General features: G+C 71.8%; 14 protein-coding genes. 10 read left to right on the top strand and 4 right to left on the bottom strand.

What is annotated here, in order from left to right:
* Nucleotides 1-7 precede the first annotated feature (7 nt).
* From ACZ41I_RS39640 to ACZ41I_RS39625, 4 genes are all read left to right on the top strand, one after another.
* The gene (locus ACZ41I_RS39640) at nt 8-1,060 is read left to right on the top strand and encodes a segregation and condensation protein A (protein WP_468325643.1); all 1,053 of its coding nucleotides are present in this window, start codon (nt 8-10) and stop codon (nt 1,058-1,060) included.
* Nucleotides 1,057-1,707 carry an SMC-Scp complex subunit ScpB gene (gene scpB / locus ACZ41I_RS39635; RefSeq protein ID WP_363218206.1) on the top strand — a complete coding sequence of 217 codons (651 nt, stop codon included), beginning with the start codon at nt 1,057-1,059 and terminating at the stop codon, nt 1,705-1,707. Before ACZ41I_RS39640 ends, scpB begins: the two co-directional genes overlap by 4 nt.
* A 12-nt stretch (nt 1,708-1,719) precedes the next feature.
* Entirely contained in the window at nt 1,720-2,784 is a 1,065-nt protein-coding gene (locus ACZ41I_RS39630; protein ID WP_363218205.1) for a pseudouridine synthase, read from the top strand.
* A 146-nt stretch (nt 2,785-2,930) separates the two neighbouring features.
* Nucleotides 2,931-3,680, top strand: coding sequence for a nucleotidyltransferase domain-containing protein (locus ACZ41I_RS39625; RefSeq protein ID WP_468516422.1), 750 nt, complete (start codon nt 2,931-2,933; stop codon nt 3,678-3,680).
* On the opposite strand, the gene ACZ41I_RS39620 is transcribed toward ACZ41I_RS39625, so the two are convergent.
* Entirely contained in the window at nt 3,606-4,349 is a 744-nt protein-coding gene (locus tag ACZ41I_RS39620; protein WP_468516421.1) for a nucleotidyltransferase domain-containing protein, read from the bottom strand. The two genes, ACZ41I_RS39625 and ACZ41I_RS39620, sit on opposite strands and share 75 nt — an antisense overlap.
* Before the next feature lie 22 nt (nt 4,350-4,371).
* A complete protein-coding gene (locus ACZ41I_RS39615; RefSeq protein ID WP_468516420.1) occupies nt 4,372-4,854 on the bottom strand; it encodes a Rieske (2Fe-2S) protein in 483 nt (160 codons plus the stop codon).
* 160 nt (nt 4,855-5,014) lie between these two features.
* Between ACZ41I_RS39615 and aroH the strand changes: the two genes are divergently transcribed.
* The 5 genes from aroH to der all read left to right on the top strand — a co-directional run bounded on the left by aroH (nt 5,015) and on the right by der (nt 9,471).
* Entirely contained in the window at nt 5,015-5,377 is a 363-nt protein-coding gene (gene aroH / locus ACZ41I_RS39610) for a chorismate mutase (protein WP_363219229.1), read from the top strand.
* Nucleotides 5,374-6,459 carry a prephenate dehydrogenase gene (locus tag ACZ41I_RS39605; protein ID WP_399775614.1) on the top strand — a complete coding sequence of 362 codons (1,086 nt, stop codon included), beginning with the start codon at nt 5,374-5,376 and terminating at the stop codon, nt 6,457-6,459. The genes aroH and ACZ41I_RS39605 overlap by 4 nt, the downstream gene beginning before the upstream one ends.
* Nucleotides 6,460-6,574: 115 nt before the next feature.
* Nucleotides 6,575-7,270 carry a (d)CMP kinase gene (cmk, locus tag ACZ41I_RS39600; RefSeq protein WP_468516419.1) on the top strand — a complete coding sequence of 232 codons (696 nt, stop codon included), beginning with the start codon at nt 6,575-6,577 and terminating at the stop codon, nt 7,268-7,270.
* 53 nt (nt 7,271-7,323) lie between these two features.
* The gene (locus ACZ41I_RS39595; protein WP_468516433.1) at nt 7,324-7,926 is read left to right on the top strand and encodes a lysophospholipid acyltransferase family protein; all 603 of its coding nucleotides are present in this window, start codon (nt 7,324-7,326) and stop codon (nt 7,924-7,926) included.
* Nucleotides 7,927-7,989: 63 nt separating this feature from the next.
* Nucleotides 7,990-9,471 carry a ribosome biogenesis GTPase Der gene (der, locus tag ACZ41I_RS39590; protein WP_363219226.1) on the top strand — a complete coding sequence of 494 codons (1,482 nt, stop codon included), beginning with the start codon at nt 7,990-7,992 and terminating at the stop codon, nt 9,469-9,471.
* 62 nt (nt 9,472-9,533) lie between these two features.
* On the opposite strand, the gene ACZ41I_RS39585 is transcribed toward der, so the two are convergent.
* Both ACZ41I_RS39585 and ACZ41I_RS39580 read right to left on the bottom strand, forming a co-directional pair.
* Complete coding sequence (locus ACZ41I_RS39585; protein ID WP_363219225.1) at nt 9,534-9,932, bottom strand: hypothetical protein; 399 nt, start codon at nt 9,930-9,932, stop codon at nt 9,534-9,536.
* A 142-nt stretch (nt 9,933-10,074) separates the two neighbouring features.
* Nucleotides 10,075-10,866 carry a hypothetical protein gene (locus tag ACZ41I_RS39580; protein WP_399775620.1) on the bottom strand — a complete coding sequence of 264 codons (792 nt, stop codon included), beginning with the start codon at nt 10,864-10,866 and terminating at the stop codon, nt 10,075-10,077.
* A 539-nt stretch (nt 10,867-11,405) separates the two neighbouring features.
* On the opposite strand from ACZ41I_RS39580, the gene ACZ41I_RS39575 reads away from it, so the two are divergent.
* Nucleotides 11,406-12,098: a transglycosylase family protein gene (locus ACZ41I_RS39575; RefSeq protein ID WP_363219223.1), complete on the top strand. Its 693-nt coding sequence runs from the start codon at nt 11,406-11,408 to the stop codon at nt 12,096-12,098.
* Nucleotides 12,099-12,135: the final 37 nt, after the last annotated feature.

The following is a 12,135-nucleotide window of genomic DNA, read 5'->3' as shown; positions in this document are numbered from 1 at the left end:
GGGGGCCATGACCTCGAACGACGTTCCCCTCCCCGGCGCCGGAGCCGGCCGTCGGCGTGCGCTGGGGCGGGGCCCGGGGGTCGTACCTGCACCGCAGCCCGAACCGCCCGCGCCCGTTCCCGAGCCGGCTGGTCCCGCGCCCGCGTCCGTTCCCGCGCCCGTTCCCGCTCCCGAGCCCTTTCAAGAGCCCGGGGCCGTCCCGGCACCGCCTCCGGAACAGGAAGCGGCACCCGGACCCGAGGAACCCCGCGACGGTGTCTTCAAGGTCCGGCTCGCCAACTTCGAGGGCCCCTTCGACCTCCTTCTGCAGCTGATCTCCAAGCACAAGCTGGACGTCACCGAAGTGGCTCTCTCCAAGGTCACCGACGAGTTCATGGCACACATCAGGGCCATGGGGCCCGACTGGGACCTGGACCAGACGACCGAGTTCCTCGTGGTGGCCGCCACCCTGCTCGACCTGAAGGCGGCCCGGCTGCTGCCCGCCGCCGAGGTCGAGGACGAGGCCGACCTCGCGCTGCTGGAGGCGAGGGACCTGCTGTTCGCGCGGCTGCTGCAGTACCGCGCGTACAAACAGATCGCGGACATCTTCAACGCGCGCATCGACGAGGAGGCCCGGCGCCACCCCCGTACCGTCGGCCTCGAACCGGAGCACGCCGAGCTGCTGCCCGAGGTCGTCATCAGCATCGGCCCCGAGGGTTTCGCCAGGCTCGCGGTCAAGGCGATGCAGCCCAGGCCCAAGCCGCAGGTGTACGTCGACCACATCCACGCCCCGCTGGTCAGCGTGCAGGAGCAGGCCCGGATCGTGGTGGCGCGGCTGAAGGAGCTGGGTGAGGCGAGCTTCCGGACGCTGGTCGAGGACACCGACGACACCCTCACCGTCGTGGCCCGGTTCCTCGCCCTGCTGGAGCTGTACCGCGAGAAGGCCGTGGCCCTGGACCAGGAGGCCGCGCTCGGGGAACTGCTCGTGCGCTGGACGGGCGGGGACGCCGACACGGCACCGATGGTCACCGACGAGTTCGACCGGCCGCCCGAGCCGCCCAAGGAGGAGAAGAAACCGTGAGCGAGCAGACCACGGAGGTTCCGGCCGGGCTGCGGGCCGTGTCCGGTCTCGACCTCAAGCCGGCCCTGGAGGCGATGCTCATGGTCGTGGACGAGCCCGCGACCGAGGAGCACCTGGCGAAGCTGCTGGAGCGGCCGAGACGGCAGGTCGCGGACGCGCTGCGGGAGCTGGCCGACGAGTACACCGTGCAGGGCCGCGGCTTCGAGCTGCGGTACGTCGCGGGCGGCTGGCGCTTCTACACGCGCGCGCAGTACGCGCCGGCCGTCGAGCGGCTCGTCCTGGACGGCCAGACCGCCCGGCTGACCCAGGCCGCGCTGGAGACCCTGGCGGTGGTCGCCTACCGCCAGCCGGTCAGCCGCAGCCGCGTCTCCGCCGTACGCGGAGTCAACTGCGACGGTGTGATGCGCACCCTGCTGCAGCGCGGACTGGTCGAGGAGGCGGGCACGGAACCCGAAACAGGTGCGATCCTGTACAGGACGACGAACTACTTCCTGGAGCGGATGGGCCTGCGCGGCCTGGACGAGCTTCCGGAGCTCGCGCCCTTCCTCCCGGAGGCGGAGGCGATCGAGGCCGAGACCCAGGAAGGGGTCCCGTCGTTCGACCCGGACGCGCCCGACGCGCCCGGCGTAGAGGACGCAGACGACTAAGACGGAACTTTGATGCGAAGCAGCGGCAGCGGCAAGAGTGGCGGACGCGGTAACTACCGCGGCGCCGGCAACAACCGGGACGAGCGGCAGGGGCAGGGCCGTCCCCGCAAGCCCCGCCCCGAGGAGCGCCGCTACGACGTGGGCCCCGGCGCCTCCCAGGACGGTCCCAAGTCCGGGCGCGGCGGCAGCGCGCGCGGCGGCGCCAAGGGCGGTCCCAAGAAGCCCCAGCAGGGACGTGGGCGTACGGTCCCCGCACGCTCGCGGGAGTACGAGACGCGCGCCGAGGAGCGCAACCGGGAGCGGTACGCGGGCAAGAAGGACATCAAGCTGCCCAAGACCTTCCCGGGCGCCGAACAGGAGGGCGAGCGGCTGCAGAAGGTCCTCGCGCGCGCCGGCTACGGCTCGCGGCGGGCCTGCGAGGAGCTGATCGACCAGGCCCGGGTCGAGGTCAACGGCGAGATCGTCACCGAGCAGGGCAAGCGGGTCGACCCGGAGAAGGACGAGGTCAAGGTGGACGGCCTGACCGTCGCGACCCAGTCGTACCAGTTCTTCTCGCTGAACAAGCCGGCCGGTGTCGTCTCGACGATGGAGGACCCGGAGGGCCGCCAGTGCCTCGGTGACTACGTCACCAACCGCGAGACCCGCCTCTTCCACGTCGGCCGGCTCGACACCGAGACCGAGGGCGTCATCCTGCTCACCAACCACGGCGAGCTGGCGCACCGCCTCACGCACCCCAAGTACGGCGTGAAGAAGACCTACGTGGCGGCCATCGTGGGCCCGATCCCGCGCGACCTCGGCAAGCGCCTGAAGGACGGCATCCAGCTGGAGGACGGCTACGCGCGCGCGGACCACTTCCGGGTCGTGGAGCAGACCGGCAAGAACTACCTGGTGGAAGTGACCCTGCACGAGGGCCGCAAACACATCGTGCGGCGCATGCTGGCGGAGGCCGGCTTCCCGGTGGAAAAGCTGGTACGCACCTCCTTCGGCCCGATCACCCTCGGCGACCAGAAGTCGGGCTGGCTGCGGCGCCTGTCGAACACGGAGGTCGGCATGCTGATGAAGGAAGTCGACCTCTAGGCCCGTCCACGCCGAGGGCAGTTCCCCGCGCCCCTGGGCGGGCTTCGCCCGCCACCAGGGGCGCGGACGCCCGGCCGGCCGGGCCGGGCGGGTCGAGTACCGGGGCGATCTGTCGGCGCCGGGTGCACTCTGGGACGCTTAGGCCCATGATCGACGACCTCGACATCGACCTGAAGCCCGTGGTCGCGGAACAGCCCGACCCCCTGCTGTTCGCGACCGTCTCCGGAGCGCACCTGTACGGCTTCCCCTCGAAGGACTCCGACGTGGACCTGAGGGGCGTCCATCTGCTCCCCGCCGCCGACCTCGTCGGCCTGCGCGAGCCGGAGGAGACCCGCTCGCGGACCTGGGTGCGCTACGGCGTCGAGCTGGACCTCGTCACCCACGACCTGCGCAAGTTCGTCCGGCTGATGCTGCGCCGCAACGGCTATGTGCTGGAGCAGCTGCTCTCGCCCCTGGTGGTGCACACCGGTGACACGCACCGAGAGCTGGCCGCGCTCGCCCCGGATGTCCTCACCGCCCACCACGCCCACCACTACCGGGGGTTCGCGGTGACCCAGTGGCGGCTGTTCGAGAAGACCGGCGAACTCAAGCCGCTGCTCTACACGTTCCGGGTGCTGCTCACCGGTATCCACCTCATGCGCAGCGGCGAGGTGCAGGCGCACCTGCCCACGCTCCTGGAGCTGGTCGACGCACCCGGCTATGTGCCCGACCTGATAGCCGCCAAGGGCGAGCGGGAGCACGGCGTGGCCGGCGTCGAGCACGCGCGCGTGGAGGCCGACGTGGAGCGGCTGCACGTCGTGCTCGACGAGGCCCAGGCCGCGTCAGCCCTGCCGGACGCTCCCGCCGCGTACGACGCCCTGCACGACCTCGTCATACGCGTGCGTCTGAAGGGCTGAGTCCCGGCGTACCCGGAACAGGAAGTCGGCCACGCGCGCATGGTCCGGCTCCGGCGGCAGCGGGGTGCGGTCCAGGGCCTGCTCCGTCTGGGCCCCCAGCCGGGCCATCCGGGCCTCGACCTTGGCCCAGGGGACCTCGCCCCGCTTCACCGCGAGCAGCGGCTCCCGCTGGTCGCCGACCTCGATCCGCAGCTCGCCGGTGCGCAGCAGGTCGCGGGCGGTCGTCAGCAGGCGCAGCAGGTGCATGGCGTGCTTCCAGCGCGGGACGCCCGTCGTACGGACGTCGGCGTCCAGTTTCCTGCGCTGGCCGAGGGCATAGCGGGTGAAGGTGTCGTAGGCCCGGCGGGAGAGGAAGGCGTCGCGCAGGGACAGCAGCTCCCGGCCGGTGTCGTCGACCCGCTCCACGAGCGGGGAGTGCAGGCACTCCAGGATGTTCGGGTTGCCCCGCAGGGCCAGCCCGCAGAACCGTTCCAGTTCCCAGGAGAACTGCTCGTCCCCCGGGCCCTCCACATGCGTGGGCGGCTTCTCGAACCGCCAGAACAGGGGAGTGGGGACGAGGAACACACCCCGGCGGTCCGTGTCGCTGGTGTCCGTCGCCAGACCGAAGGCCCGGGACCCCATGACACAGGCGTAGACGGTGTGGTCGCGCACCAGGGTCTCGGGCTGCATGCCGGGAGCGTACGCGGATCCCTCAGGTCAGGTGGATCGAATTTCTCTCCACCTTGATCGACTTCTGCGGAAGCGGCCTGGTCGCGGGGCCGTGGGCCACCGCGCCGTCGGCGATGTGGAACCTGCTGCCGTGACACGGGCAGTCGATCGTGCCGTCCACGACCTTGTTCACCGTGCAGCCCATGTGCGTGCAGATCGCCGAGAAGGCCTTGAACTCGCCCTTCTTCGGCTGGGTGACGACGACCTTCTGTTCCTCGAAGACCTTGCCGCCGCCCTCGGGGATGTCGCTCGTGGACGCCAGCTCCTTCTCCTGGGAGGAGCCGGAGACCGAGGAGGCGGGCGCCGGGGAGGCGGGGGCCGGGGAGGCGGGGGCCGGGGACGAGGGCACCGCGGGCGCGGACGGCGAGGAACTCTTGTCGTTGCCGCCGCCGCATCCCACGCATCCCATGGCGAGCGCCGCCGCGCCCGTCGCCAAAGCCGTGCGCCGCGTCGCGGGCTGGGTCATGTCACCACTCCGTACAGACGTCGAAGAACAAGGGGTCGAACCGGTGCATACCGGAATGTCCGCATCGTCTCAGTGATCGGGCGCCGTGCGCCGTGTCCGCGCGGGCTGACTACGCTGGACGGACCAAGAACAGATCCGCACGTCAGCAGGGAGCGACGCCGTGGCGGTACGAGCGGTCCGGGGGGCCGTCCAACTGGAGCGGGACGAGGCCGGGCACATGGACGAGCGGGTCGCAGCCCTGCTCACCGCGGTCCTGGAGCGGAACGGGCTGACCGCCGACGACCTGATCAGCATCTGGTTCACGGCCACCCCCGACCTGCACTGCGACTTCCCGGCCGCCGCCGCCCGGGGGCTCGGCATCGTCGACGTGCCCCTGATCTGCGCGCAGGAGCTGGACATCGAGGGGGCCATGCCCCGGGTCGTGCGGATCCTCGCGCACATCGAGTCGGACAAACCCCGCGCCGACATCCACCACGTCTACCTCGGCGCCGCGGCCGCCCTGCGCAAGGACATCGCCCAGTGAGAACCGCACTCGTCATCGGAACCGGCCTCATCGGCACCTCCGCCGCCCTGGCCCTCGTCCAGCGCGGCGTCATCGTCCACCTCGCCGACCACGACCCCGAGCAGGCCCGCACGGCCGCCGCGCTGGGTGCCGGTACCGACGAGGCCCCCGAGGGGCCGGTCGACCTGGCGATCGTGGCCGCCCCGCCCGCGCACGTGGCCGGCGTGCTCGCCGACGCCATGCGCCGGGGCGTGGCCCGCGGCTACCTGGACGTGGCCAGCGTCAAGGGCGGCCCGCGCCGCGAACTGGAGGCACTCGGCCTCGACCTCACGGCCTACATCGGCACGCACCCCATGTCCGGCCGGGAGAAGTCCGGCCCGCTGGCGGCGACCGCCGACCTCTTCGAGGGCCGCCCCTGGGTGCTCACCCCCACCCGGGACACCGACACCGAGGTGCTGAACCTCGCCCTGGAGCTGGTCTCGCACTGCCGGGCCGTCCCGGTCGTCATGGACGCCGACGCCCACGACCGAGCCGTCGCCCTCGTCTCCCACATGCCCCATCTGGTGTCCAGCATGGTCGCCGCGCGTCTGGAGAACGCCGAGGAGGCCGCCGTACGGCTGTGCGGGCAGGGCATCCGGGACGTGACCCGGATCGCCGCCTCCGACCCGCGCATGTGGATCGACATCCTGTCCGCGAACCCGGGCCCGGTCGCCGACCTGCTCGCCGACGTCGCCGCCGACCTGGGCGAGACCGTCGAGGCCCTGCGCGCCCTGCAGTCCTCCGACGAGGCCAAGCGGCGTGAGGGCAGCGCCGGCATCGAGGACGTGCTGCGTCGCGGCAACGCCGGCCAGGTCCGGGTACCCGGCAAGCACGGCAGCGCGCCGCGGGTGTACGAGACCGTCGTCGTGCTCATCGACGACCAGCCCGGCCAGCTGGCCCGCATCTTCGCGGACGCGGGACGGGCCGGGGTCAACATCGAGGACGTACGCATCGAGCACGCGGCCGGGCAGCAGGCCGGTCTGGTGCAGCTCTCGGTCGAGCCCAAGGCGGCGGCCGTCCTGAAGGAGGCGCTGCGCGAGCGCGGGTGGGCCCTGCGGCAGTAGCACCCGGCACCGGATTCCGCGTGCGTCCGGACGAGTGACCCGCACCCAGTAACCTTGTGCAGGGCGCTCTCGCTCCCCGCACCCCGCCAGCACCGCACCAGGAAGGTGTCCCTCCGTGGAAAACGGCGCCGCCCCGACCGCCAAGCCCGTGATCGTCGCGATCGACGGCCCCTCCGGCACGGGCAAGTCGAGCACGTCGAAGGCCGTCGCCGCGCAGCTCGGCCTGAGCTACCTGGACACCGGCGCCCAGTACCGGGCGATCACCTGGTGGATGGTGAACAACGGCATCGACCTGGAGGACCCGACCGCCATCGCGGCCGTCGCCGGCAAGCCGGAGATCGTCTCCGGCACCGACCCGGACAAGCCGACCATCACGGTCGACGGCGTCGATGTGGCCGGCCCGATCCGCACCCAGGAGGTCACCTCCAAGGTCAGCGCGGTCAGCGCGGTGCCCGAGGTGCGCTCCCGGATCACCGAGCTGCAGCGCTCGATCGCCGCCGGCGCGGAGAACGGCATCGTCGTCGAGGGCCGTGACATCGGTACGACCGTCCTGCCCGACGCCGACCTGAAGATCTTCCTCACCGCCTCCCCGGAGGCCCGTGCGGCCCGCCGCAGCGGCGAGCTGAAGGGCGCCGACGTCCACGCCACCCGAGAGGCGCTGATCAAGCGGGACGCGGCCGACTCCAGCCGCAAGACCTCGCCGCTCGCCAAGGCCGACGACGCGGTCGAGGTGGACACCACCGAGCTCACCCTCGCCCAGGTCATCGAGTGCGTCGTCACCCTGGTCGAGGAGAAGCGGGCCGGGAAGTGAGCCTGCCCTCGCAGCGGGGTGCCGAGGTCGGCCGGCGCATCGGCGTCGGCCTGATGTACGGGCTGTTCAGGCCGCGGGTGCTCGGCGCCTGGAAGGTGCCCGCCACCGGCCCGGTGATCTTCGCCGTGAACCACTCCCACAACATCGACGGCCCGATGGTCATGGGCGTGGCGCCCCGGCCGACGCACTTCCTGATCAAGAAGGAAGCCTTCGTCGGCCCACTGGACCCCTTCCTGACCGGCATCGGCCAGCTGAAGGTGGACCGCGCCACCGCCGACCGCACGGCGATCACCCAGGCCCTCGGCGTGCTGGAGAACGGCGGAGTGCTGGGCATCTTCCCGGAGGGCACCCGGGGCGAGGGCGACTTCGCCTCGCTGCGCGCCGGGCTCGCCTACTTCGCGGTACGCAGCGGGGCGCCGATCGTGCCCATCGCCGTACTGGGAAGCACCGACCGGCGCGGACGGTTGATAAAGGGGCTGCCGCCCCTGCGCTCGCAGGTCGACGTCGTCTTCGGCGACCCCTTCGACGCGGGCGACGGCAGCGGGCGGCGTACGCGCAGGGCGCTGGACGAGGCGACCGAGCGCATCCAGAAGCAGCTCACCGGCCACCTGGAAAACGCCAGGCGCCTGACCGGGCGCCAGGCGACACTTGAGTAGTGGATCAGCCCATGCGGGGCTTTTCCACCGATCACCACGAATGAACGACGAGGTACGGACTTCATGAACGACGACATCCAGCCCGGCGACTCGGCTGAGCACGAGTACGACCACGGGGCTCTCGGCGACGCCGAGTACGCGGAGTTCATGGAGCTCGCCGCGGAAGAGGGCTTCGACATCGAGGACGTCGAGGGCGCCATCGAGGCGGCGGGCCACGGTCCGCTGCCCGTGCTCGCCGTCGTCGGCCGCCCCAACGTCGGCAAGTCGACCCTGGTGAACCGGATGATCGGCCGCCGCGAGGCGGTCGTCGAGGACCGACCGGGCGTCACCCGCGACCGCGTCACCTACGAGGCCGAGTGGGCCGGCCGCCGTTTCAAGGTCGTCGACACCGGCGGCTGGGAGCAGGACGTCCTCGGCATCGACGCCTCCGTGGCCGCCCAGGCCGAGTACGCGATCGAGGCGGCCGACGCGGTCGTCTTCGTCGTGGACGCCAAGGTCGGCGCGACCGACACCGACGAGGCGGTCGTACGGCTGCTGCGCAAGGCCGGCAAGCCGGTCGTGCTGTGCGCCAACAAGGTCGACGGCCCGAGCGGCGAGGCCGACGCGGCCTACCTGTGGAACCTGGGCCTCGGCGAGCCCCACCCTGTCTCGGCCCTGCACGGCCGCGGCACCGGCGACATGCTGGACGCCGTCCTGGAGGTCCTGCCGGACGCGCCCGAGCAGTCCTTCGGCACGGCCATCGGCGGCCCCCGCCGCATCGCCCTGATCGGCCGCCCGAACGTCGGCAAGTCCTCCCTGCTGAACAAGGTGGCCGGCGAGGAGCGCGTCGTCGTCAACGAACTGGCGGGCACCACCCGTGACCCGGTCGACGAGATCATCGAACTCGGCGGCAAGACCTGGAAGTTCGTGGACACCGCCGGTATCCGCAAGCGCGTCCACCTCCAGCAGGGCGCCGACTACTACGCCTCCCTGCGCACGGCGGCGGCCGTGGAGAAGGCCGAGGTCGCGGTCGTCCTGATCGACGCCTCCGAGAACATCTCCGTGCAGGACCAGCGGATCATCACCATGGCCGTCGAGGCCGGCCGTGCGATGGTCATCGCCTACAACAAGTGGGACACCCTCGACGAGGAGCGCCGCTACTACCTGGAGCGCGAGATCGAGACCGAGCTGGGCCAGGTCGCCTGGGCCCCGCGCGTGAACGTCTCGGCGCGCACCGGCCGCCACATGGAGAAGCTGGTCCCGGCCATCGAGACGGCCCTCGCAGGGTGGGAGACCCGGGTGCCCACCGGCCGCCTCAACGCCTTCCTCGGCGAGCTGGTCTCGGCCCACCCGCACCCGATCCGGGGCGGCAAGCAGCCGCGCATCCTGTTCGGCACCCAGGCCGGCACCAAGCCGCCGCGGTTCGTCCTCTTCGCCTCCGGCTTCATCGAGGCGGGCTACCGGCGCTTCATCGAGCGCCGCCTGCGCGAGGAGTTCGGCTTCGAGGGCACTCCGATCCATATCTCGGTGCGGGTGCGCGAGAAGCGCGGCACGAAGAAGAAGTAGCGCCGGTACGACGCAAAGGGCGGCACCTGGAGGACCAGGTGCCGCCCTTCACCGTGCGCCGGTCACATGCCCCGGCGCGGCCCCGGAGGCAGGGCCGCGGGCACGTGCTGCATCCCGGTGTCGTGCTGCTGCCGCCCCAGCGTGCCGATCCGCTGCCACTGTGACTGCTGCCGGGCGCTGTAGGCCCCCGCGCTGTAGGCGCTGTACGAGCTGCTGAACGACCCCGCCCGGTGGCCGCCGTAGCCGCCCGTACGGTCCGGAAGCTGACCGAAGGGGCTGAACCTCAGCCCCTCCTCCCCGCTCCGGTCACCCGGCAGCGTACGGAAGCTCTTGACCCACTCCGCGTAGAGCGAGTCGTAGATGGGCGTGGCCGAGGCACCACCAGCCCCTTCCTGCCCCGTCCGTGCGGAGGGAATGGAGGAGAACGATGACCGGCGGGGAGGAGTGTCGTATGCGTGCACGTATGTCCAAACGACGGCACCTCTGAAGAGATACGGCCGCCCAAGGGGCGCGAGGCTGCATTCAATATGCGGCTCCGCCGCGTGGGCGCGACCGGCCGCAACCGCCGGACTGCGCGCAGCCCCCTCTCATCAGGCGAGGAGATCACGTACCCGCAAGAGGCAGCGCCGCAGCAACCAGCTGCCCGTTCGCCGCAGCCTTGTCGAGGGACTCCCGCAGCAGATCCTCCCGCGGCTGCCGCCCGATCGACCCCACCGGCGCCGCGAACATCAGCACCTGCTGGTGCTTGTTGGCGGCAGCCCGCCAGCTGTCCGTCACCTGCAGCGGCTGGTGCGCCTGCCACCAGGCGACCGGCTGCCCGCCGCCCGCCGACGGCTGCAGCACCGCGTGCAGCCGGCCCGCGGCGAGCAGCACCGACCAGCCGTGCAGCACCGGCGGCACGGACGCCAGCTCGGTCACCGGCACGAACCCCTGCTCGATGAGGAGCGGAAGGAAGTCGTCGCCGGTTCCGGTCGTGCCCGGACGCACGATGGGCGAGGTCGGCTCGACGACGAGCGCGGGGTGCAGCTCACCCTCGACCAGGACGAGTCCGCTGGTCACGCCGAGCACCGCCTGCTCGGGCGCGGCCTGCTGCGGCGCTCGCCCGGCGGCCTCGCCGGCGATCCCGCCGATGGAACGGACGGCGCCCTGCAGCTGCTCCTCGGTGACCTGGACGACCTGCGAGGGCAGGCAGCTGGCGTGGGCGAAGGCGAGGACGGCGGTCTCGTCGCCGACGAACAGAACGGTGCTGGTGCGCTCCTGTTCGGAGTCGCCCGGCGTGCGGCAGGACGTGCAGTCGTAACTGCCCGGGGCGTTCTCTCCGGCGAGCAGCCGGTCGGCTTCTTCGTCGCCGATCTCGGCGCGTACGGCGTCACTGACGTCGAGCATGCGCGGCACGGTGGCTCCCTCGGGATGCGGTGCTGGGTCGGCCGGGTGGCTCCCGGCCGATGAGCCCCGGGGTTCCGGGCTCATGAAGAAGACAACGGACGTCCTGTGGTGGGAGTCACGCCTCAAGGTCGACCGGTTCCGACCAAGCACCGCACACGGTCACCTCATGTGCGGAATCCGCCACTCACGGTCAACTCCTCGCCGAGTCAAGGAACTTGATGGGGTGAGGTGAGTCACAGATCGCTTCGGCCGGTGGTCGACAAATCGGGAAATCAGCGCATGTAGTGGGTGGCCGAAAATTGCCGATACTCGCGGTAACGGGCAACTGGCCTGGAAGGACGGGGAGTTGGTTGATTCCGGCTGCTCGACCTCCCTACATTCCTCCGCCGTGTGCAACGAGCACCGCTCGGGTACGTCCGACGGCCGGCACCGGCAGGGCACCAACGCCGGCACCGGCCACACGGACGGGGCGGGCACGGCCGACCGCGGTCCTGCGCGGCGAGGCGTGCTCCGCCTGGGGGAGCCCGGGTTCGTGGAGAGGGAATTACATGTCCGAGTGTGCCGATACCACCCGTAGCACCGCCCGTCACGACGGCGCCCGCAAGCGCCGTACGACGGCCGCGCTCGCCGGAGCCGCCCTGCTGGCCCCCCTGGGCCTGCTGGCCGCCACCGGGAACGCCGCAGCGGCGGACAACGGGGTGTGGGACCGCATCGCCCAGTGCGAGAGCGGCGGCAACTGGCACATCAACACCGGCAACGGCTACTACGGCGGGCTCCAGTTCTCCGCCGGCACCTGGCGCGCGTACGGCGGCTCCGCCTACGCCCCGACGGCCGACCAGGCCTCCCGGAGCGCGCAGATCGCCGTCGCCACCAAGGTCCAGCAGGCCCAGGGCTGGGGCGCCTGGCCCGTCTGCTCGGGCCGCGCCGGAGCCTATGGTGCCGCTCCCGCGGCGGCGCACACCGGCTCCTCCGGTACGCCGGCATCCAAGGGCGCGACGACGAGGTCCGCCCCGGTGAAGTCCGCCCCGGCCAAGTCCGTTCCGGCCAAGACGCCGGAACGCCCGTCGGCCCACCCGGGCCGCAGCTCCTCCCGCGGCGAGTACACCGTCCGCGAGGGCGACACCCTGAGCGCCATCGCCGCCCGGCACGGGACCACCTGGCAGCGGATCTACGCCGCCAACAAGAAGGTCATCGGCGGTGACCCCGACCTGATCGTGCCCGGCCAGCGCCTCGCGCTCTGAGCCTCGCCCGGTCCGCCCGAGACAGCCGCCGTCCCCG

The sequence above is a fragment of the Streptomyces sp. NPDC030799 genome (genome assembly GCF_055572255.1).
Note: the sequence above shows the minus strand (reverse complement) of the source record. Positions and strands in the feature narration are given on the sequence as shown.